Source organism: Sphingobium sp. LB126 (assembly GCF_002795205.1).
GTDB classification, from domain to species: Bacteria; Pseudomonadota; Alphaproteobacteria; order Sphingomonadales; family Sphingomonadaceae; genus Sphingobium; species Sphingobium chungbukense.
This window is the reverse complement of the sequence record NZ_NETV01000001.1, coordinates 1,154,608-1,175,132: the sequence shown is the minus strand read 5'-3', so window position 1 is coordinate 1,175,132 and position 20,525 is coordinate 1,154,608. Positions and strand designations below refer to the sequence as shown.

At 64.2% G+C, this 20,525-nt stretch carries 19 protein-coding genes and 1 tRNA gene; 13 read left to right on the top strand and 7 right to left on the bottom strand.

What is annotated here, in order from left to right; translation table 11 throughout:
• Nucleotides 1–60 precede the first annotated feature (60 nt).
• The 8 genes from CAF53_RS05685 to CAF53_RS05650 all read left to right on the top strand — a co-directional run bounded on the left by CAF53_RS05685 (nt 61) and on the right by CAF53_RS05650 (nt 8,141).
• A complete protein-coding gene (locus CAF53_RS05685; protein WP_100237551.1) occupies nt 61–780 on the top strand; it encodes a hypothetical protein in 720 nt (239 codons plus the stop codon).
• Nucleotides 781–978: 198 nt separating this feature from the next.
• Nucleotides 979–2,430 carry a signal recognition particle protein gene (ffh, locus tag CAF53_RS05680; protein WP_046762488.1) on the top strand — a complete coding sequence of 484 codons (1,452 nt, stop codon included), beginning with the start codon at nt 979–981 and terminating at the stop codon, nt 2,428–2,430.
• Between the two features lie 41 nt (nt 2,431–2,471).
• The gene (rpsP, locus tag CAF53_RS05675) at nt 2,472–2,933 is read left to right on the top strand and encodes a 30S ribosomal protein S16 (RefSeq protein ID WP_046762489.1); all 462 of its coding nucleotides are present in this window, start codon (nt 2,472–2,474) and stop codon (nt 2,931–2,933) included.
• Nucleotides 2,934–2,938: 5 nt separating this feature from the next.
• Entirely contained in the window at nt 2,939–3,418 is a 480-nt protein-coding gene (gene rimM, locus CAF53_RS05670; protein WP_046762490.1) for a ribosome maturation factor RimM, read from the top strand.
• Between the two features lie 3 nt (nt 3,419–3,421).
• Nucleotides 3,422–4,153 (top strand): tRNA (guanosine(37)-N1)-methyltransferase TrmD, encoded by a 732-nt coding sequence (gene trmD, locus CAF53_RS05665; RefSeq protein WP_100237550.1) that lies wholly within the window; start codon nt 3,422–3,424, stop codon nt 4,151–4,153.
• A gap of 10 nt (nt 4,154–4,163) precedes the next feature.
• Nucleotides 4,164–4,532: a 50S ribosomal protein L19 gene (gene rplS / locus CAF53_RS05660; RefSeq protein ID WP_046762492.1), complete on the top strand. Its 369-nt coding sequence runs from the start codon at nt 4,164–4,166 to the stop codon at nt 4,530–4,532.
• A 344-nt stretch (nt 4,533–4,876) separates the two neighbouring features.
• Entirely contained in the window at nt 4,877–7,504 is a 2,628-nt protein-coding gene (locus CAF53_RS05655; RefSeq protein ID WP_242443397.1) for a TonB-dependent receptor, read from the top strand.
• A 100-nt stretch (nt 7,505–7,604) separates the two neighbouring features.
• Nucleotides 7,605–8,141 carry a GNAT family N-acetyltransferase gene (locus CAF53_RS05650; RefSeq protein WP_100237549.1) on the top strand — a complete coding sequence of 179 codons (537 nt, stop codon included), beginning with the start codon at nt 7,605–7,607 and terminating at the stop codon, nt 8,139–8,141.
• On the opposite strand, the gene CAF53_RS05645 is transcribed toward CAF53_RS05650, so the two are convergent.
• The 4 genes from CAF53_RS05645 to CAF53_RS05630 form a co-directional block, all read right to left on the bottom strand.
• Nucleotides 8,113–9,426: an MFS transporter gene (locus tag CAF53_RS05645; RefSeq protein WP_242443396.1), complete on the bottom strand. Its 1,314-nt coding sequence runs from the start codon at nt 9,424–9,426 to the stop codon at nt 8,113–8,115. The genes CAF53_RS05650 and CAF53_RS05645 overlap by 29 nt on opposite strands.
• On the bottom strand, nt 9,423–10,220 hold the full coding sequence (locus CAF53_RS05640; RefSeq protein WP_046762495.1) for an RNA methyltransferase: 798 nt from the start codon (nt 10,218–10,220) through the stop codon (nt 9,423–9,425). The genes CAF53_RS05645 and CAF53_RS05640 overlap by 4 nt, the downstream gene beginning before the upstream one ends.
• Before the next feature lie 211 nt (nt 10,221–10,431).
• Nucleotides 10,432–11,448, bottom strand: a complete 1,017-nt coding sequence (locus CAF53_RS05635) for a 50S ribosomal protein L11 methyltransferase (RefSeq protein WP_100237547.1) — start codon at nt 11,446–11,448, stop codon at nt 10,432–10,434.
• Nucleotides 11,449–11,635: 187 nt separating this feature from the next.
• Complete coding sequence (locus CAF53_RS05630; protein WP_197707369.1) at nt 11,636–12,967, bottom strand: methyl-accepting chemotaxis protein; 1,332 nt, start codon at nt 12,965–12,967, stop codon at nt 11,636–11,638.
• Between the two features lie 190 nt (nt 12,968–13,157).
• On the opposite strand from CAF53_RS05630, the gene sdhC reads away from it, so the two are divergent.
• From sdhC to sdhA, 3 genes are read left to right on the top strand one after another with little or no spacing between them, the layout of a single operon-like run.
• A complete protein-coding gene (gene sdhC / locus CAF53_RS05625) occupies nt 13,158–13,553 on the top strand; it encodes a succinate dehydrogenase, cytochrome b556 subunit (protein WP_046762497.1) in 396 nt (131 codons plus the stop codon).
• Nucleotides 13,553–13,942, top strand: a complete 390-nt coding sequence (gene sdhD / locus CAF53_RS05620) for a succinate dehydrogenase, hydrophobic membrane anchor protein (protein ID WP_046762498.1) — start codon at nt 13,553–13,555, stop codon at nt 13,940–13,942. Before sdhC ends, sdhD begins: the two co-directional genes overlap by 1 nt.
• A complete protein-coding gene (gene sdhA / locus CAF53_RS05615; RefSeq protein ID WP_100237546.1) occupies nt 13,942–15,744 on the top strand; it encodes a succinate dehydrogenase flavoprotein subunit in 1,803 nt (600 codons plus the stop codon). Before sdhD ends, sdhA begins: the two co-directional genes overlap by 1 nt.
• Nucleotides 15,745–15,907: 163 nt before the next feature.
• Here sdhA and CAF53_RS05610 read toward each other — a convergent pair whose 3' ends face one another.
• Nucleotides 15,908–17,221, bottom strand: a complete 1,314-nt coding sequence (locus tag CAF53_RS05610; RefSeq protein WP_242443395.1) for a porin — start codon at nt 17,219–17,221, stop codon at nt 15,908–15,910.
• A gap of 159 nt (nt 17,222–17,380) precedes the next feature.
• Complete coding sequence (locus CAF53_RS05605) at nt 17,381–18,274, bottom strand: N-formylglutamate amidohydrolase (protein ID WP_046762501.1); 894 nt, start codon at nt 18,272–18,274, stop codon at nt 17,381–17,383.
• Between the two features lie 149 nt (nt 18,275–18,423).
• On the opposite strand from CAF53_RS05605, the gene CAF53_RS05600 reads away from it, so the two are divergent.
• Nucleotides 18,424–18,801: a response regulator gene (locus CAF53_RS05600; protein WP_046762502.1), complete on the top strand. Its 378-nt coding sequence runs from the start codon at nt 18,424–18,426 to the stop codon at nt 18,799–18,801.
• 20 nt (nt 18,802–18,821) lie between these two features.
• On the opposite strand, the gene CAF53_RS05595 is transcribed toward CAF53_RS05600, so the two are convergent.
• Nucleotides 18,822–20,156 (bottom strand): dicarboxylate/amino acid:cation symporter, encoded by a 1,335-nt coding sequence (locus CAF53_RS05595; protein WP_100238706.1) that lies wholly within the window; start codon nt 20,154–20,156, stop codon nt 18,822–18,824.
• A gap of 128 nt (nt 20,157–20,284) precedes the next feature.
• On the opposite strand from CAF53_RS05595, the gene CAF53_RS05590 reads away from it, so the two are divergent.
• Nucleotides 20,285–20,359 (top strand) — tRNA-Val (locus CAF53_RS05590).
• Nucleotides 20,360–20,525 lie beyond the last annotated feature (166 nt).

The window sequence follows — 20,525 nt, the reverse complement described above, 5'->3', positions numbered from 1 at the left end:
TCTGTTACGGAGCCGCAAACAAAGGTCGCGACGGTATAATTTTCGGGGGGAGGGCGTCCCATGGATGCTGCTGCGTCGACCGTCCCGGCATCGGCCCGGGACAACGGCTTTTATCTGGGAATGGCGGTTGCCATCGCGGCGACGGTGATCGGCGGTTTCGGCTCCTTCGCGTTTCGGGGGTTGGTCGATGTCTCGCGCGCGCCCTATTGGGTGCATGTGCACGCCGCGGTGTTCGTGAGCTGGACGCTGCTGTTCGTCACGCAGAATGCGCTGGCCCATCGCCAGTCGATCGCGCTGCATCGGCGATTGGGCTGGGTCGCGGTGGGGATGGCGACGGCGATGGTGCCGCTGGGCGCGTTCGCCGCCGTCATGGCGGTGGCGCTGGATCGCGTGCCGCCTTTCTTCACGATGCCGATCTTCCTGGCCTTGAGCGCGTTGGAACTGATCGCCTTCGTCGCGCTGCTGACCGCCGCCGTCCGCCTGCGCCGCCGGATGGAATGGCACAAGAGGTTGATGCTCTGCACCATGATCTCGATCATCGGACCGGCTTTCGGGCGGATTCTGCCGATGCCGCTGCTGGGACCCTGGGCCGGACTTGCGGTGATGGGCGGGCAATTGCTGTTCGTGGCGGTGGCGATCGCCCATGATCTCGTGTCGCGCGGGCGGGTGCATCCGGCCTATGGTGTCGGTGCGGCGGTGATCCTGGCCGAAGGGCTGGCCGTGCCGCTGCTGGCCGCGACGCCGCCCTTCCTCTGGCTCGCTTCGGCTTTGGCGGGCTGAGTTTCGGTTGCGTCGGGCGCCCGCTTGCGTTAAGGGCGCCCCTGCAATCGGGCGGTCCGCCGCCTGATACCCTGACAGATCCATGGCGCCCAAGAGGGGCACCGGATGGACGCTGGCCGGCGAGGATTCGCCCGCCGGCGATTTTGTCGTTTGGCGGGGTAAGCACAGTTTTCCGGGCCTTCCGGCCCAAATGAGGTGATGATGTTCGATTCGCTAAGCGATCGTCTCGGTGGGGTATTCGACAAGCTGCGTGGGCGCGGTGCGCTGACGGAGGACGATGTCCGCGCCGCGATGCGCGAGGTGCGAATCGCGCTGCTGGAGGCCGACGTCGCGCTTCCGGTGGTCCGCCAGTTCGTCGATCAGGCGACGGAGCGGGCGGTCGGCAGCGATGTGCTGCGGTCGGTCACGCCGGGGCAGATGGTCGTCAAGATCGTCTCGGATACGCTGACCGAGACGCTGGGTTCTGAATCCTCCGACCTGCTGATCGATGTCACCCCGCCCGCCGTCATCATGATGGTCGGCTTGCAGGGGTCGGGCAAGACCACCTCCACCGCCAAGATCGCCAAGCGGCTGAAGGAAAAAGAGCGCAAGAAGGTGTTGATGGCGTCGCTCGACGTCCAGCGCCCCGCCGCGCAGGAGCAGTTGGCGGTGCTGGGCACCCAGACCGATGTGGCGACGCTGCCCATCGTGCCGGGCCAGCAGCCGGTCGACATCGCCAGGCGGGCCTTGCAGGCGGCGAAGCTCCAGGGCTTCGACGTGGTGATGCTCGATACCGCAGGGCGCCTGCACGTCGACCAGGCGCTGATGGACGAGATGAAGGCGGTGGCCGAAGTCTCCAACCCGGCGGAAATCCTGCTGGTGGTCGACTCGCTGACCGGTCAGGACGCGGTGAATGTCGCGACCAGCTTTACGGCGCAGGTTCCGCTGACCGGCGTGGTGCTGACCCGTATGGACGGCGATGCGCGCGGCGGTGCGGCGCTGTCGATGCGCGCGGTCACGGGGCGGCCGATCAAGTTCGCCGGCACGGGCGAAAAGCTCGATGCGATCGAGCCTTTCCATCCGGCGCGCGTGGCGCAGCGCATCCTGGGCATGGGCGATGTCGTCTCGCTGGTCGAGAAGGCCGCCGAGACGATCGACGCCGAGGAAGCCGACAAGCTCGCCAAGAAAATGGCCAAGGGTCAGTTCGACATGAACGACCTGCGCGCCCAATTGAACCAGATGCGCCGCATGGGTGGCCTTGGCGCGTTGGCGGGCATGCTGCCGGGCCTCAAGAAGGCGCAGGCGGCGATGGCGAACAGCGGCGCCAACGACAAGACGCTGATCCATCTCGATGCGATGATCGGGTCGATGACGCCCAAGGAGCGGGAGAAGCCCGCCCTGATCAACGCCAAGCGCAAGATCCGCATCGCCAAGGGCAGCGGTACGACCGTGCAGGAAGTCAACCGTCTCCTGAAAATGCATCAGGAAATGGAAACGGCGATGAAGAAGATCCGCAAGATGGGTGGCCTCAAAGGGCTGGCCAAGATGTTCACCGGTGGCGGGCTCGACGGAATGCTGGGCGGTGGCGGTGCGCCGCCGCAGGGCTTGCCGGGGCTGGGCGGCAATATGCCGAACCTGCCGCCCGGATTTCAGAATTTCATGAAGAAATAAGCGTTTTCAGTCATTTGGTTTAGAGTAGAAAGGCAAGTTCCATGGCAACCTCCATCCGTCTGTCGCGCGGCGGCTCCAAGAAGCGTCCCTATTATCGCATCGTCGTGGCCGACAGCCGCGCTCCGCGTGACGGCAAGTTCATCGAGCGTATCGGCAGCTACAACCCCGTCCTGCCCAAGGGCGACGAAAAGCGCGTCGTTCTGGACGTCGAGCGCGCGAAGCACTGGGTTGCCGCCGGTGCCCAGGCGACCGACCGCGTGGCCCGCTTCCTCGACGCCGCGGGCGTGAAGGAACGCGCCGCCCGCAACAACCCGAAGAAGGCGGAGCCGGGTCAGAAGGCCAAGGACCGCGCCGAAGATCGCGCCGCCAAGGCCGCTGAAGCCGCCGAAGCCGCCGAAGCGGCCAAGGCTGCTGCTGCCGAGGCTGCTGCCGCGCCCGCCGAAGCGCCTGCCGAAGAAGCCGCTCCGGCTGAAGAAGCGGCCGCCGAGCAGGCCGAGGGCTGAGTCCTTTGACCGACAAGCCCGTCACTCTCGCCGTCGTCATCGGTGCGCATGGGGTGGCGGGCGAAGTCCGTCTGAAGCTGTTCGGGGAGGGGGCGGAGACGCTCAAATCCTATGGCAGCTTCGATGCGGCGGGGCGCATGTTGACGTTGAAGTCGGTGCGCCCCGGCCCCAATGGCGCGGTCGCGCGCTTTGCCGAGATCGGCGATCGCACGGCGGCGGAAGGGCTGCGCGGGACGGAATTGACCGTGCCCCGCTCCGCCTTGCCCGCGCTGGGTGAGGGCGAATATTATCATGCCGACCTGATCGACCTGCCCTGCTTTTCCAGTGATGGCGAAGGGCTGGGTCATGTCGTCGCGGTCGAGAATTTTGGCGCGGGCGACATTATCGAGGTGGAGCGGCCCAATGGGAAGCGCTTCATGGCGCCGATGCATGCGGTCACGATCGCGGATGAGCGGGCGGTTATCGAGGCGGCTTTCGCGGCCTGACCGATGAGCTTCGCCGCGCAGATCCTCACCCTCTATCCGGAGATGTTTCCGGGGCCGCTGGGCGTGTCGCTCGCCGGGCGGGCGCTGGCGGAGGGGAAATGGGTGTGCGATCCGATCCACATTCGCGACTTCGCCACCGATAAACATCGCACGGTCGACGATACCCCTGCTGGTGGCGGGGCGGGCATGGTGCTGCGCGCCGACATACTGGGCCTTGCCGTCGATCATGCGCTGGCACGGCGTCCGGACCTGCCCGTGCTTGCGATGACGCCGCGCGGGGCGCCAGTCACGCAGGATCGCATTCGCGCGCTTGCCGCCGGTCCCGGCGCCACCATCCTCTGCGGCCGGTTCGAGGGCTTTGACGAGCGGATTTTCGAGGCCCGCCCGGTCGAACAGATCAGCATGGGCGACATCATCCTTTCCGGCGGAGAGATGGGCGCGCTGATGCTGCTGGATGCTTGCATCCGCCTGCTTCCTGGGGTAATGGGCGCCGCTTCCAGTGGGGATGAAGAGAGCTTCGAAAGCGGCCTTCTCGAATATCCGCATTATACCCGACCTGTTGAATGGGAAGGGCGCACGATCCCTGAAGTGTTGCGATCGGGGGATCATGCGAAGATCGCCGCCTGGCGGAAACAAAGGGCGGAGGACGATACACGGCTAAGGCGGCCGGACCTTTGGGAACGTCATATCGGCGTTCGGGACCAGTCGCCCTCTGGTGCGCAACGCGAAGAATAGGACCTGAGTCATGAACTTGATCCAGCAGATCGAGGCCGAGAACATCGCGGCCCTCGCCAAGGATATTCCGGAATTCCGTCCGGGTGACACGCTGCGCGTCGGTGTGAAGGTCGTCGAAGGCGACCGCAGCCGCGTCCAGAACTATGAAGGTGTCTGCATCGCCCGTTCGAACAAGGGGATGGGCAGCAACTTCACCGTGCGCAAGATCAGCTTCGGTGAGGGTGTGGAGCGCGTCTTCCCGCTCTATTCGCCGAACATCGATTCGATCACCGTCGTCCGCAAGGGCGTGGTGCGTCGTGCGAAGCTCTATTATCTGCGCGGCCGTACCGGCAAGCGCGCTCGCATCGCCGAGCGCCGCGACGTGCGCGGCGAGGACTGATCGCCCGTTCAACTGTTCTTGACAGTTGTATAAAAGATACAGGCGGCACCCCAATGGGGCGCCGCCTTTTTCTTTGTTTTCCAATGATATGATCGAAATCGCTTCCTGATTGCGCCAGGTGCCTGAACCGGATTTTGCGCCAATAACAAAATTCGTTTCTCATTGATGGCGGTTTTGTGTCAGCGTTCCGTTTCTAGACAATACTCAATATTTCCGACGACCAGACCAGTCGGTCTGGCGCGGGGGGAGTGTGTCTCGAAGATATTGAACGAAACTGGGACAATGAAAAAATAAAAGATCGGCCAGGAGAGGCTCTCTTCATAAGAAAGCAAGGGGGCTATTTCATGAATTATAAGAGTTTCGTTTCCCGCACGGCCATGATTATTGCGCTGTCGTCTTCAGCCTCGGCCCTGGCCCAGACCAGCGATCCGCAGGCGGCTTCGGCTACTGATGGCGCCGCGATCATCGTCACCGGTACGCGCATCACCGGGATGAGGGCGGCCGATAGTCCGGCACCAATCCAGCTTCTGAGCGCGGACACATTGCAGCGCACGGGGTCGCCGGACCTGATGCAGAGCCTGGCGCAGCAGCTTCCCTCGGTTCAGGCGCAATCCTTCGGCGGCGACCTTCAGGCGCATAATTTGCAGATGAAGCTGCGCGGCCTCAGCCCGAACCACACGCTGATCCTGGTCAACGGCAAGCGCCGCCATGGTACCGCCAACGTCTCGGTAGCCGGCGGCCCCTATGGTGGCAGCGCGGCGCCGGACATCAGCTTCATCCTGCCCGAATCGATCGAGCGGGTCGAAGTGTTGCAGGACGGCGCGGCGGCGCAATATGGCACGGACGCGATCGCGGGCGTCATCAACTTCCTCCAGAAGAAGGCCGACCATGGCGGGTCGATCAACCTGACCGGCGGCGAATATTATGATCAGGGCGGCAAGACCTATGCGATCGGCGGCAATATCGGCATGGCGCCCTTCGACGGCGCCTATCTGAACATCTCCGCGCAGAAGAAGCACAAGGGTTTCAGCTTCCGCGGCGACATCAATCCGCAGGCGATCCGGCTGTCGACCGCCTATCCCGCAATCAAGAATCTGCCGGGCTATCCCTACACCAACCGGATCATCGGCGATCCGCACATCGACCAGACGGTCGTGAACTACAATGCCGGCTATGAATTCGGGGATTATGAGATCTACAGCTTCGGCAGCTACGGCCACAAGAAGGCCGCCGCCTATGAAAACACCCGTCCGCCGACGACCGTCGTCAGCGCCAGCGGCGTGCCCTATTATGCCGGTGGCTTCCAGCCGCAGGAGCGCATCGACGAGACCGACTATTCGGTGACCGGCGGCTTCCGCGGCACCGTGGGCGACACGACCTTCGACCTGGCGTCCACCTATGGCAAGGATCTGGTCAAGGTCTATGTCTACCACTCGGCCAATGCCCAGCTTTACGCCGATACCGGCTTCACGCCCCAAACCTTCCACAATGGCGATTTCTTCAACACCCAGTGGAGCAACACGCTCGACCTGACCCATGCGTTCGACGTGGGGCTGTCGGAGCCGGTCAACGTTGCCGCGGGCCTAGAATTCCGGCACGAAACCTATGGTATCCGCGCGGGCGATCCGGCCTCCTATTATGGCGGCGGCGCGCAGTCCTTCTTCGGCTACAGCCCCAATGACGCGGGCAAGTACAAGCGGGACAATTTCTCGCAATATCTGGACATCAGTCTGAAGCCCGTCGAAAACTGGCTGGTCGACGGCGCGGTGCGTCACGAACATTATAGCGATTTCGGCGACACGACGGTCTTCAAGCTGACCACCCGCTATGACTTTTCCGATGCCTTCGCGCTGCGTGGCACGGTCAGCACCGGCTTCCGCGCGCCGACCTTGGCGGAAGGCGGCTATTCGGGCCTGAACGTGGGTCCGGGCTTTATCGGCGGCGTGCTTCCGCCTGCTTCCGCTGCGGCGGGATCGCTGGGCTTCGGCGGTCTCAAGCCTGAAAAATCGACCAACTTCAGCCTAGGTACGGTCTTCAACCCAACGCGGAACTTCACCCTTACGCTCGACGCCTATCAGATCACGATCCGCAACCGCATCATGACCTCAACGGCCTTCTCGGGCTTCACCGGCAATCGTTGCCCGGCGGGCTATGCCGGCAGCAATGCGGCGGCCTGTCTGCCCTTCAATGCCGACCAATATGCCATCTACAACCAGCTCGCGGTGCTGAGCGCGGTGAATGCGGCGCTGGGCGGCAGCAGCACGGTGACCGATTGGCGTACGGCGGATGCCATCCCGGCCTATGTGCTGTTCGCGGACAATGGCGTCGACCGCAATACCGAGGGCGGCGTGTCGGTGCAGAGCTTCGTCAACGGCGTGAAGATGCGGACCCGCGGCGTCGATCTGGTGGCGAGCTACCTCGGCGATCTGGGCGATCTGGGCAAGCTCGACCTGACCTTGACCGCCAACTACAACCAGAACAAGGTTCTGGGGATCAATCCGCTTCCTGCCGCGCTCTATTCCAGCACGGTCAATCCGGAGTTGACGCGCCTGATCGACGCGTCGAGCGAGGTGGAACTGGAGCATAGCACGCCGCGCTTCCGGGGGACGTTCAACGCCTTCTGGACCTGGGGCAAGTTCACCGCCAACCTGCGCGAAAGCTATTATTCGCAGGTCTACACGCTGGAAAATGCGCGCAGCGGTCCGGATGCGGGCAATCTGATCAAGGTCCCGGTCAAGGAGGCGTTCCTCACCGATCTCGAACTCGGCTATCAGATCGCGAAGCCGATCAAGATCTCCGTGGGCGCGAACAACCTGTTCAACAAATATCCGACCCAGCGGTCCAAGGAGTTCATCCGCAACACCGAATTGGCCAATATGGAACGCGGCTATTCGACGAGCAAATATCCGCTCATCTCGCCCTATGGCATCAATGGCGGCTATTATTATGCGCGTGTGAATGTGACCTTCTAAGAATAGAGGGACGGGCCACTCGGCTCGGCCCTTGTTCGATAAGAGGCGGCGAACGGCATGAACCGTCGCCGCCTTTTCCTTTTTCCTGGTGCATCAGCCTATGTCGCTCCTTCACCGTCTCGCCATTCCCGCCGATGAACCGGCGTTGGCGCATGTCATGACGCTGGCCATCGACAGCTTGCAGTCTGACTTCCTGACACCGGAACAGGTGAGGGCCAGCCATGCCTTCATGGGGCTGGACAGCCGGTTGATCAGCGACGGCACTTATTTCGTGATCGAGGATCAGGGGCAGATCGCCGGTTGCGGCGGCTGGAGCCGGCGCGCGACGGCTTATGGCGGCAATCATAGTGAGGGCCGTGACGACCGGCTGCTCGATCCGGGGACAGAGGCGGCCAAGGTGCGGGCGATGTACACGCATCCCGACCATGTGAGGAAGGGCGTTGGCAGGCTGATCCTGTCACTCTGCGAACAGGCGGCGCGGATGGAGGGTTTCTCCGCGCTGGAACTGTCCGCCACCATGGCGGGCGTGCCGCTTTATCGCAGCTTCGGTTTCATCGATGTGCATGCGTTCGAGGATCGCGGCGTGCCGCTGATCCTGATGCGCAAGCCTATCGGCGGCCGGAGTTCCGACTCGTGAACCAGAGGCCGATCAGGCTGAGCGCCGCCGCCGCCGACATATAGAGCCCGACCAGTTCGACCCCCTGAACCTGGATCAGCCAGGTCGCGACGATCGGCGCCAGAGCGCCGCCGATGATCCCGCCCAGGTTGAAGGCGAAGGAGGCGCCGGTATAGCGGAGCTGCACCGGAAAGAGATGCGGCAGATAGGCGCCGAGCGGCCCGTAGACGAAGCCCATCAGGAACAAGGCGAGGCTGAGGATCAGGAAGATCGGCAGCAATTGCCCGGTGCCGATGGCGGGGCCGAAAATCACGCCCATCAGCACCGTGCCGATGCAGCCGGCCACCAGCACGCGGGTCGGGCTGCTCCTGTCCGCCCACCAGCCGGCGAGGATGATGCTGAGCGCCATGAACAGGATTGCGCCGAGTTGGATCGCAAGGAAGGTTTCGCGGTCGATCTTGAGCGTGGTCGTGCCATAGCCCAGCGCGAAGGCGGTCGCGATATAATAGACGGCGAAGCAGGCCGCGCAGGCGAAGGTGCCCGCGATCGCGGCGCCGAGATGGCTGCGGAACAAGGTTGCGAGCGGCACGGCGGGCGGCGGCGCCTCGGTGCGGGCGGCCACGAATTCGGGCGTCTCGGTGAGCTTCAGGCGAATCCACAGGCCCAGCAACACCAGCACCGCGCTGCCCAGGAAAGGCAGGCGCCAGCCCCAGGCGAAGAAATCCTCGTCGCTGAGGAAGGTGCCAAGGATCAGGAACAGCCCGTTGGCGGCGAGGAATCCGACCGGCGCGCCCAGTTGCGGGAACATGCCGAAGCGCGCCCGCCAGCCCGGCGGGGCGTTCTCCACCGCCAGCAGAGCCGCGCCGCCCCATTCGCCGCCAAGGCCGAAGCCCTGACCGAAGCGCAGGATGCACAGGATCAGCGGCGCCCACCAGCCGATGCTCTGATAGGTCGGCAGGAACCCGATGGCGAGGGTCGATCCGCCCATCAGCATCAGCGACGTCACCAGCGTCGTCTTGCGCCCGATGCGGTCGCCATAATGGCCGAACACCGCCGCGCCCAAGGGCCGGGCGAAAAAGGCGAGGGCGAGACTGCCATAGGCCGCCAGCAATTGCGCGGATGGGGAGGAGGAGGGAAAGAAAAGCGGGCCGAAGACCAGGCTGGCGGCGGTGGCGTAGATATAGAAGTCGTAAAATTCGACCGCCGTGCCGATCAGGCTGGCCGCCAGCACCCGCTTGTGGCGCAGCATCGCGCCGATGCCGTCCATTTCCCCCGAACCCGCTGCCACAGCCCCTGTCGCCATCATTTCGCTCTTTTCTGGTTCAGCAATTCATAGGCCATGACCGCGCAAGCGACCGCTGCGTTCAGGCTGTCCGCCTTGCCCAGCATCGGCATCTTCACCAGCAGGTCGCATTGCGCCTCATAGCTTTCAGGCAGGCCCTGCGCTTCATTGCCGACCAGCAGGAAGCTGGGGCTTTGGTAGCGCGGTTCCTGATAGTCGTGCGTGGCCTTCAGGCTGGTGCCGATCAGTTCGCCCGGCCCTTCGCGCAGCCAGTGCATGAACTCGCCCCAGCGTGCCTGGGTGATCGACTGGGTGAAGAGCGCGCCCATGCTGGCGCGTACGGATTCGACGGAGAAGGGATCGACGCAATCGTCGATCAGGATGAGGCCGCCCGCGCCGACCGCATCGCCGGTGCGCAGGATCGTGCCCAGATTGCCGGGATCGCGCAGCGATTGGGCGACGATCCAGATATCGGCCTTGGTTCTGTCGAGCTTCGCCAGCGGGGTCAGCCGGTCGCGATACACGCCGACCACGGCCTGGGGGTTATCCTTGCCGCTGATCTTGGCCAATATGTCGGGCGTGGTTTCGATGACATCGCCGCCCGCCGCCTCCATCGCCGCGATCAGATCGGCGGCGAGGGGATGGGTCGAGCCGGCATGGAACAGCATTTCGGGCAGCACGCCTTCCTCGCGCGCTTCGGTCAGGATGCGCAGCCCTTCGGCCAGGAACAGCCCTTCGGCCTTGCGGAATTTCTTCTCGCGCAGGGATCGGACGCGCTTCACCAGCGGGTTGGAAAATCCGGTGATCTCTCGCGCCACGATCCTGTCTCTTGCCTTTTCGAAGGTCCGCCGAAACGGCCTCTCTATAGGGGGAGCGGGGAAAAGGGTAGGGGGGGCTTGGAATGTCAGGATTTGGGTGGGAACGGCCACGAGCGGACCGGGGGAAAGCCGTTCGGGCCAAGCCTGTCGAGGCCCTTTCCGTTTCTCTTAAGATCGGGCCCGCTGCCCGTTTCCCACCCATTCCCGTAGGTCACAGGCTGCCGAAGCCGGGCGCTTCGCCGCGGGCGTTGCCGTCGAGACGGGTCGGACGTTTCCAGCCGATGCGCGGGCGCTTGCGCAGACGGAGCGTTGGCCAGTCGCCGCGATCGGTGCGTTCGGCAAGGCGCATACCCTGGGCGCGGTAGGCGGCCAGCACGGCATCGGCCTGTTCCTTGAGCAGGCCGGCAAGGACGATGGTGCCGCCTTCCTCCACAAGGGCGCAAAGCGAAGGCGCCAGTTCGATCAGTGGACCCGCCAGTATATTGGCTATCAGAAGGTCATAGGGCGCGCGGGTGATGATGGCGGGGTGGTCGACGCCCGCGGCCGTATAGAGCGCGATCTGCCCCTGGCCCTTCCCGGTCGCAATGCCGTTTGCGGCGGCGTTGGCCGCGCTGATCTCCACGGCCACCGGATCGATGTCCGATGCCGTCGCATAAGTCCGCGGCCACAGATGCAGGGCGGCGAAGGCGAGCAGACCCGTGCCGGTGCCGATATCCGCGACATTGCCGAAGCGCATGCCGACGCGGCGCATCCGGTCGAGCATGATCAGGCAACCCGCCGTGGTTTCATGCTGGCCGGTGCCGAAGGCACGGCTTGCCTCGATCAGGAAATTGACATGGCCGGGTCGCTCCGGATCGCTGGCAAGATTGCGGACGTGGAAGCGCCCGGCGGTGACGGGTTCCAGGCCCTGCTGGCTCAATGTCACCCAATCCTCGTCGGGGAGCTGTTCGACCTGCGGCCTGACACCCGCGGCGGAGGGGACCAGGGAACGGAGCAGCTTGATCGCGGCGGAGCTGGGCTGACCCTCGAAATAGGCTTCCAGCCGCCAGCTTTCTTCATCGTCGGGTGCCGCCTCGCTGGTCATCAGCACGGGCGGACGGTCCATCAGGGCGAAGGCCGCTATGTCGCCGTCCAGCGCCTCCGCCTCGGCGCGCGTGCAGGGGAAGGTGACTTTCCAGCTTTGGGTGGCTGGTTCCGGTTCGGGGGTTGGGGAGGCGGCATCGGTCATGCCGCCGCCTTTAGACTTTTGGACGTGATAGGGGAAGCGGGGTGGCTTCAGGTGGTGAGTTGACCGTCGGCTTTTCCAGTTCGGTTCGTCCGAAGGATTGTGCGCGGCCCCTTCGACACGGGCCTTCGACTTCGCTCAGTCCCTGCCCAGAAGGAGCGAGGAGAGACCGTTCATGGCCAAGCCGCCGTCAAGCGACCTGCTTGCCGAAGTCGGAGGAGGCCGCGCGCAGGCTGGAGAGTTTGCCCTCCACGCTCATGAAGCCCCGTTCGAGCTGGTCGATTTCGGAGGCCACGACTTCCGTATCCTGGCGGATCGCGCTGATGGTCGAGGACATGGAGTCGGCGGCCAGGGCTGTTTCGTCGACCGCCGCGGTGATCATCGTCACCGTCTGCGCCTGCGCGTCCATGGCGTGGCGGATGCGTTCGGCGCTGGCCTGAACCTCGCCCACCGTGTCGCGGATTCGTTCGTTGGTTTCGACCGACTGGCGAGTCGAGGCCTGGATGTCGGCGATCTTGCCGGCGATCTCGTCCGTGGCGCGGGCGGTCTGGTTGGCGAGGCTCTTCACCTCCTGCGCGACCACGGCGAAGCCGCGTCCGGCATCGCCCGCGCGGGCGGCCTCGATCGTGGCGTTGAGCGCGAGCAGGTTGGTCTGGCCCGCAATGTCGCGGATCAGGCCCAGGATCGATTCGATCGACTTGGCATGATCGGTCAGCGTCGTCGACATGGCGACCGCGTCGCCTGACTGGCGTGCCGCGCGCTGGGCCACGCCGGCCGCGCTTTCGACCTCGGTACGGGCATCCTCGATCGCACGGATGAGGCCGGCCGAGGTACGGGCCGCTTCGCGCATGGCGAGGGCGGATTGTTCGGCGGCGGCGGCGACTTCCGACGCCTTGCCCAACATGCCCCGCGTGGCGGCCGAAGCGTCCTTGGCCTGTTCGCGCAGCGATTCGCCCAGTTGCGAGGCGCCGTCGATCTCGCCCACGATCCGCTGTTCGAACAGGGTGCCGAAGCGCTGGCGCTCGTTGCGCTGGGCTTCCGCTTCATCGCTGGCGAGCACATTCGCCATCAGTCCGGCGTCGATCATGCCGACATGCATCATGACATGGACCAGCCGGCGGCGGTCCGCTTCCACCTCCGTACGTTCCCAGATGAGATCGATCAGCTTTTCGTTGGCCGCCGCCACCGGCATCAGGACAGCGCGCAACGGCGCCCCCTGCTTGCGGGCATGGCGCACGCAGGCGATCGAGGACAATGCCCATTCGCCCGCTTCATAATAGCCGAGCTTCTGGCGCACATATTCGTGCGCTTCGGTTTCGATCTTGGCGAGCGTCGCGGGGTTGAGCTTGGCACGCAGATTCGTCTGTTCGAGATAGGCGTCGTAGAAAGTGCGCGCCGCCACCGTCATATTTTCACCCACTAGGTCGCGGATCTGGCGCAGGCCCTGCGCCAGTTCACCATGCGGGTCGACCTCCCTCATCATCGCAAGGATGGCGTTTTTGGGCGTGGCGGCGGAAGTCATGTGCGGCAGAACCCCAAATTGGTCTTGTTGGTCGTGCCGGGATAGCGCCATTTGGTTAATCACTTCTTAGCTCATATCGGTCTGCTTTCCTTTATCCGTCCGCCGCAGGGCCAGGGCGGCTTGCCCTCTTCGCGGATCGCTCCTAAGGGGACGGGACTCGAGGGACAAACATCAGGGACGTAGGGAAGATATGGCGCGAACCACGAGCCGGCCGCTCTCGCCGCATTTGACGATCTGGAAATGGGGGCCAGCGATGGCCGTTTCCATCATGCACCGCGTGACCGGCAACGGTCTGGCAACGGTCGGCGCATTGGGTCTGGTCTGGTGGCTGATGGCCGCTGCAAGCGGACCGGAAGCCTATGCGACCTTCGTGAAGTGCGCGACGTCGCCCATCGGCTATCTGGTGATGGCGGGCCTTAGCTGGTTCTTCTTCCAGCATCTCTTTTCGGGGCTGCGCCATTTCGTGCTCGACATGGGCGCGGGCTACGAGCTGAAGAACAACAAGCTCTGGTCGCTGTTGACCTTCGTCCTTTCGGTGCTTGCCACCCTGGCCTTCTGGGCCGCGATCTGCACGGGGAAATTCTGATGGGAACGGGAACCGGAATCGGCCGCGTCCGTGGTCTTGGCTCTGCCCGCCACGGCGCACATCACTGGCTGGCGCAGCGTTATACCGCCGTCGGCAACCTGCTGCTGGTGCTGTGGCTGCTGTTCAGCCTGATCGCCCTGCCGGGGCTGGATTATCAGAGCGTTCACAACTGGATCGCCCATCCGCTGGTCGCGGTGCCGCTGATGCTGATGATCGTCAGCATCTTCTGGCACCTGCGCCTCGGCATGCAGGTGATGCTGGAGGATTATGTCCATGACAAGGGGCTGGCCTTCCTCTCCATGCTGCTGCTGAACTTCTATGCCTTTGGCGGCGCGGCCGCGGGCGTCTTCGCGATCGCCAAGATCGCCTTCACGGGGATCGTCAAATAATGAGCGAAGCCTACAAGATCATCGACCACACCTACGACACGGTCGTCGTGGGTGCTGGCGGCTCCGGCCTGCGCGCCACCATGGGCAGCGCCGAGGCGGGCCTCAAGACCGCCTGCATCACCAAGCTGTTCCCGACCCGCAGCCACACCGTTGCGGCGCAGGGCGGCATCGCGGCCAGCCTTGGCAACAATTCGCCCGACCACTGGACCTGGCACATGTACGACACCGTCAAGGGGTCGGACTGGCTGGGCGACCAGGACGCGATCGAATATATGGTGCGCGAAGCGCCTGCCGCCGTGATCGAGCTGGAACATGCCGGCGTGCCGTTCAGCCGCAACGACAATGGGACGATCTACCAGCGCCCCTTCGGCGGCCACATGCAGAATATGGGCGCCGGCCCGCCGGTGCAGCGCACCTGCGCCGCCGCCGACCGTACCGGCCACGCCATGCTGCACGCTCTGTATCAGCAGAGCCTGAAATATGACGCCGACTTCTACATCGAATATTTCGCCATCGACCTGATCATGGAAAATGGAGAGTGCCGGGGCGTGATCGCCATCTGCATGGAAGATGGCTCGATCCACCGCTTCCGTTCGAAGGCGGTGGTGCTGGCGACCGGCGGTTACGGTCGTGCTTACTTCTCCGCCACTTCGGCGCATAGCTGTACCGGCGACGGCGGCGGCATGGTGCTGCGCGCGGGCCTGCCGCTCCAGGATCTGGAGTTCGTGCAGTTCCACCCGACCGGCATCTACGGCGCGGGCGTGCTGATCACCGAAGGCGCGCGCGGCGAGGGCGGTTACCTCACCAACTCCGAGGGCGAGCGCTTCATGGAGCGCTATGCCCCGTCGGCGAAGGACCTGGCGTCGCGCGACGTCGTGTCGCGATCGATGGCGATGGAAATGCGCGAAGGGCGTGGTGTCGGTCCGAACAAGGATCACATCTTCCTGCACCTCGACCATATCGATCCCAAGGTGCTGGCGGAACGCCTGCCGGGCATCACCGAGAGCGGCAAGATCTTCGCGGGCGTCGACCTCACCCGTCAGCCGCTGCCGGTGACGCCGACGGTCCACTATAATATGGGCGGCATCCCCTGCAATTATCATGGCCAGGTGGTGACCAAGGTCGGTGACGATCCGGAAGTGGTGGTGCCGGGCCTCTATGCGGTCGGCGAAGCGGCCTGCGTGTCGGTCCATGGCGCGAATCGCCTGGGTTCGAACTCGCTGATCGACCTTGTCGTGTTCGGTCGCGCGACCGGCCTGCACCTCAAGGAGACGATCAAGCCCAACGGTTCGCACCGTCCGCTGCCGGCCGATGCGGCCGATCTGGCGCTGTCGCGCCTTGACCATTATCGCAATGCCAAGGGCGGTTCACCCACGGCGAAGATCCGTCTCGAAATGCAGCACACCATGCAGAAGCATGCCGCCGTGTTCCGCGACAGCGCGCTGCTGGCCGAGGGTGTCGCCAAGATGACGCAGGTCAACCAGAGCCTGGCCGATGTCGGCGTGTCCGACCGCTCGCTGATCTGGAACACCGACCTTATCGAGACGCTGGAGCTGGACAACCTCATGTCGCAGGCGGTCTGCACCATGGTCAGCGCGGAAAACCGCAAGGAAAGCCGCGGCGCCCACGCGCATGAGGATTTCCCGAACCGCGACGACAATGAGTGGATGAAGCACACGGTAAGCTGGTTCGAAGGCTGGGGCGGCAAGGGCGGCAAGGTGACGCTCGATTACCGTCCGGTGCACGACTACACGCTCACGGACGAGGCGGAATATATCAAGCCCAAGGCGCGCGTTTACTAAGGCGCACCGTCAGGTGATATGAGAAGGGGGCGGGCCGGAAGGTGCCGCCCTTTTTCATGGTCAGCTTTTGGCCATCCTCTATCCCCGATGGCTCGTCCGTTGCCCCACGAGCCGCCGCCGGCCATGTCCGTGCGGCTTTTCTTTCACCGTCGATTTGGCCGGATCAGAAGTCCAGTTCCGCCCGCCAGCCGACCACATTCACCCCATAATCGGCCCTGGTCCCCGCCAGGATCGCGGCATCCCGATAATCGATCCGTGCATAGTTGAGGTTGAAGCGGAGATATTCGATCGGCGTCCACACCAGCGCGGCGACATAGGCATTCTGCGTGCCACCCACGATGTCCCGGTCGTTGAGATCCAGATAATCATAGCGCAACGCCACCTGCCAGGCGCCCAGGCCGCCGCTGCCGACGGATTTTTTCGGCCTGGTGCTGCCGAAAATGCCGTTCTTGTAGCTGCGGGTCTCGCCGGTCAGGAACAGGCCGACCTCGGCATAGCCGCCGAAGAAGGTCGGATCGGCCAGCCACGGCCGATCGACCCGCAACCAGTGCGCCTCGCCCGCCCACCAGAACGGCCCCTGCGTGCCGGCCAGTTCCACGCCGTAATGGCTTTCCCCCTTGGCCGCGATCCGGGGCGTGGCCAGGAAACGGCTGTTGGCGCTATGGAGATAGGCCCGTTGCCGGTAGCGCTGCGGCGTTTCCGACAGGCGCTGAAAATCGCGCCAATGGCCGGACAGCGCGAAATGCAGCTGCGTGTCCCCCCATTTGGGCGCGAACACGATACGCCCATCGACGCCATAGCTGTTATTCTCGTCGCCTCCGTCAGGCCCGTCGGCGTCATTGGTCAGCGAGTCGGCGCTGTCGGAGAAGATGCCCGCCTGCGCCAGCAACGGCCCGGCCTGATATTGCACCGACAGGCCCAGTCGCCGCTCGAAACCGAAGGCATCGGTGAAGGCCGCCCGCTCCATCACCGAGCCGGTGGTGTCGCCGATCAGTTCGTCCAGCGACTGGAACTGGTTGTGATTGCCCAGCGTGACGAGCCATTTGCCCGTCTCATAGGTTATGAACGTGTCGACCAGATCGACGCCATTGTCGGAAAGCTCCGTCTCCAGCTTGTAACCGAAACCGCCGCCCAGCTTGCCTTCGCCACCCAGGCGCAGCCGGCGCAACTCGTTGGAATATCCTTTGGCGCGATCCTGCACGCTCGGCGGCGTCATCAGCATGCCCGCATCATATTGGATGCGGCCCTTCACCTTGAAGCTGGCCGACCCGCTGCTGAACACCGGACCGCCCTTCCAGCCGATGCTGGTGGCCGGGGCTGCCGGCTGTACGGGCGGTGGCGGGGTCGCAGGCGTTGGGGCGGCGCTCCCCAGGCGGGCTTCCAGTCGATCGACCTGCGCCTTGAGCGTGGCGATCTGCGCGCGCAGTTCCTGCGCCTCGGTTTCGCTGATTGCCTGCGCGACGGCGGGTAAAGGCATCAGGCAGAGGGCGAGTCCGCCAGCCCCCAAGATACCGGCGCAAGGAGAGGTCCGCATGAATGAAATCCCGACAAATATCGGGTGACGCCAATATGAATTAATTATTACATGGAAGCGTCAGTAATATTTCATTTTTGCGACAATGGCGGGCAGGCCGACCTATTCCGCCGCCAGGGCATAGCCCGATCGTGGCAGTTCCTCCGCCAGCGCACCGACGATCGATGAGACGACCCGCCTTATCCGATCCAATCCCTCCCCCGGCTGCTCCATTGCCGCGTCCAGATAGAGGCTGCGGTCGAACTCCAACTGCATGGCATAAAGGCCGTGGTCGGGATGGCCATGCCGCTCGATCATATGGCCGCCGGCATAGGGATGGTTCAGTGCCGCGGTGACACCGTGGGAGGCCGCCACGTCTGCCGCCAACATCATCAGCCGGGCCGATGCGCTGCGCCCGAAACGATCGCCCAGCACGAGATCCGGCGGCGCCTGCCCAGCGGCGGGTGGGGGCAGCGGCGGCATGGAATGAAGGTCGATCAGGATCGCGTGGCCATAAAGATCGCGCGCCGCCCGCATCAGCCGAGCCAGTTCGGCATGATAGGGGCGATGGACGGTTTCGATTCGCCGCTGCACCTCCGTCCAGCCCAGCGGCCGCAACCATAATTCATGCGCGCCGGGCAAACGGCGGGGGATCAGTCCCAGCCCGCCGCGCAACTTGGCGCTGCTGTGCAGGGCCACATCGCGTGGAAGGCCCGTCACCATGCCGGGATCGACTTCCCGTTCATGGCGGTTGAGGTCGATCATCGCCCTTGGCGCCCGCGCCACCAGCACGCTATGGCCGCCATCCATCACCGGATGGGCCAGCAAGTCCGCCCAGCGATCCTCCAACCGCTGCAATATTTCCGGCCGGACCCGCGCCTGCGCCAGCAGCGACTCGTCATAATCGCGGCCGGCATGGGGAACGGACAGGATGACGGGACTGATCGGCTCTTCCGGGCCATGGAGGTCATAGGCGGCGCAGGATCGGCGGGGAACGGATGGCGCGCTATGATCCAAATCATGCCCTTTCACGCCGCCACCCAAAAATGGTTACTCGGCTGGATAATATTTACACCTTGTCGCATATATAGGGGCGACACGCCATCCGCGAAGGGGGCGATCCATGGGGACGGCCGGTCGGGGCCTGGGGCGAGACAAACGGGGCAATGGTTCGAATTCTGCTAGCCGAAGATGATGACAGCATGCGTGCCTATCTGGCCCGCGCCCTGGAAAGGTCGGGCTATGACGTCGTCGCCGTCGCCACGGGCGCGCAGGCTGTCCCGCATATCGAGAGCGACCGCTTCGACCTGCTGCTGACAGACATCGTCATGCCGGAAATGGACGGCATCGAACTCGCCCAGCATACCGCCTCCGTCGCACCGGACACGCGGATCATGTTCATCACCGGCTTTGCCGCCGTCACCCTGAAAGCCGGCAAGGCGGTGCCGCAGGCCAAGGTGCTCTCCAAGCCCTTCCACCTGCGCGAACTGGTGCTGGAAGTGGAGCGGATGTTCGGCAGCGAGAGCCTGACCGGCCTCAACTGACGATCTCGGCGGGGTCGGCCTCAAGCGGCCACCACTTCCTCCATGTCCGGCGTGGGGGGCAGCGGCGTGCCCGCCATGGCGGCGGCGAAACGCTCGCGATCAAGCCCCTTCTCCCAGGCCGACACCACGACCGTCGCCACAGCGTTGCCGATGAAATTGGTAAGGCTGCGGCATTCGCTCATGAAGCGGTCGACACCCAGGATCAGCGTCATCCCCGCGACCGGCACCGACGGCACGATCGACAGCGTCGCGGCCAGGGTGATGAACCCCGCCCCGGTCACGCCGGCCGCGCCCTTGCTCGACAGCATCGCGACCAGCAGCAGCAGCAGTTGCTCCTCCAGGCCCAGATGCACATTGGTCGCCTGCGCGATGAACAGTGCCGCCAGCGTCATGTAGATGTTGGTGCCGTCCAGGTTGAAGCTGTATCCGGTGGGCACGACCAGCCCGACCACCGACTTGCGGCAACCGGCGCGTTCCATCTTTTCGATCAGACTGGGCAAGGCCGCTTCGGAGGAAGAGGTGCCGAGCACCAGCAACAGCTCCGCCTTCAGATAGCGGATCAGATGCAGGATGTTGAACCCCGCCAGACGCGCCACGATGCCCAGCACCACCAGCACGAACAGCGCCGAGGTCAGGTAGAAAGTCGCCACCAGTCCGGCCAGATTGGCCAGCGTGCCCACGCCATATTTGCCGATCGTGAAAGCCATGGCGCCGAATGCCCCCAGCGGCGCGGCCTTCATCAGCAACGACACCAGCTTGAAAAGGGCGTGGCTGGCAGATTCGAGCACCGTCATCAGCGGCTCCGCCTTCTCCCCCACCATGGTGAGCGCAATGCCGAACAGGATTGCGACGAACAGCACCTGAAGGATGTTATGCCCGTCCGCGACCGCCGAGATCAGCGTGCCGGGGATGATGTCGAGCAGGAAGCCGGTGAGCGTGCGGTCGTGCGCCTGCTGTTGATATTGGGCGACCTTGCCCGCATCCAGCGTCGCGGGGTCGATGTTCAGCCCCGCGCCGGGATGGACGACATTGGCGACGATCAGCCCGACGATCAGCGCCAGCGTGGAAAAGGTCAGGAAATAAGCGAAGGCCTTTGCCGCGACGCGGCCGATCGCGCCCAGTTCCTTCATCCCTGCGACGCCGGTGACGATGGTGAGGAAGATGACCGGTGCGATGATCATCTTCACCAGCTTGATGAAGGCTTCGCCCAACGGCTGCAACGCGACGCCCATGTCCGGGAAGAAATGCCCGATCGCCACGCCCAGCGCGATGGCGACCAGCACCTGGACATAGAGCTGGCGATAGAGCGGCAGGCGCTGGACGGCCCGGTCAGGCGGCGTGGTCGATGGCAGCATGATGTCTCGCGTCCCCTTTTCGCGCCGCAGCATATGGGCTGGCCATCGGCTGTCCAGAAGAATAGCGAAAAGGGGAAATTTCCCGCTTGCGCTACCTGCCTCCCCCCGCTATTGGCCCACTCCACCGTGGGCGTGTAGCTCAGTGGTAGAGCACTGTGTTGACATCGCAGGGGTCGCAAGTTCAATCCTTGCCACGCCCACCATCGAAAACCCCGTCAAATCAACGGTTTGGCGGGGTTTTTGTTTGCCTGGAGCAGACCATGAAGTAGCCCCGTGCCCGGCGATTTTTGGGCAAATTCTGGGCAAGTCCGGGTCTGTTTTGGCAAATTCTGGGCATACAAATGCCGGGCGACGGGAGCGAAATCCCGA

What these genes read in the sequence shown, in the direction of transcription:
- CAF53_RS05650 (WP_100237549.1), top strand. Translation starts at nt 7,605, where the DNA reads ATGTCGCTCCTTCACCGTCTCGCCATTCCCGCCGATGAACCGGCGTTG.
- rplS (WP_046762492.1), top strand. Translation starts at nt 4,164, where the DNA reads ATGAACTTGATCCAGCAGATCGAGGCCGAGAACATCGCGGCCCTCGCC.
- CAF53_RS05635 (WP_100237547.1), bottom strand. Translation starts at nt 11,448, where the DNA reads ATGACCGATGCCGCCTCCCCAACCCCCGAACCGGAACCAGCCACCCAA.
- CAF53_RS05595 (WP_100238706.1), bottom strand. Translation starts at nt 20,156, where the DNA reads ATGCTGCCATCGACCACGCCGCCTGACCGGGCCGTCCAGCGCCTGCCG.
- sdhD (WP_046762498.1), top strand. Translation starts at nt 13,553, where the DNA reads ATGGGAACGGGAACCGGAATCGGCCGCGTCCGTGGTCTTGGCTCTGCC.
- ffh (WP_046762488.1), top strand. Translation starts at nt 979, where the DNA reads ATGATGTTCGATTCGCTAAGCGATCGTCTCGGTGGGGTATTCGACAAG.
- CAF53_RS05645 (WP_242443396.1), bottom strand. Translation starts at nt 9,426, where the DNA reads ATGATGGCGACAGGGGCTGTGGCAGCGGGTTCGGGGGAAATGGACGGC.
- CAF53_RS05685 (WP_100237551.1), top strand. Translation starts at nt 61, where the DNA reads ATGGATGCTGCTGCGTCGACCGTCCCGGCATCGGCCCGGGACAACGGC.
- rpsP (WP_046762489.1), top strand. Translation starts at nt 2,472, where the DNA reads ATGGCAACCTCCATCCGTCTGTCGCGCGGCGGCTCCAAGAAGCGTCCC.
- CAF53_RS05600 (WP_046762502.1), top strand. Translation starts at nt 18,424, where the DNA reads ATGGTTCGAATTCTGCTAGCCGAAGATGATGACAGCATGCGTGCCTAT.
- sdhC (WP_046762497.1), top strand. Translation starts at nt 13,158, where the DNA reads ATGGCGCGAACCACGAGCCGGCCGCTCTCGCCGCATTTGACGATCTGG.
- CAF53_RS05655 (WP_242443397.1), top strand. Translation starts at nt 4,877, where the DNA reads ATGAATTATAAGAGTTTCGTTTCCCGCACGGCCATGATTATTGCGCTG.
- trmD (WP_100237550.1), top strand. Translation starts at nt 3,422, where the DNA reads ATGAGCTTCGCCGCGCAGATCCTCACCCTCTATCCGGAGATGTTTCCG.
- CAF53_RS05610 (WP_242443395.1), bottom strand. Translation starts at nt 17,221, where the DNA reads ATGCCTTTACCCGCCGTCGCGCAGGCAATCAGCGAAACCGAGGCGCAG.
- sdhA (WP_100237546.1), top strand. Translation starts at nt 13,942, where the DNA reads ATGAGCGAAGCCTACAAGATCATCGACCACACCTACGACACGGTCGTC.
- CAF53_RS05630 (WP_197707369.1), bottom strand. Translation starts at nt 12,967, where the DNA reads ATGACTTCCGCCGCCACGCCCAAAAACGCCATCCTTGCGATGATGAGG.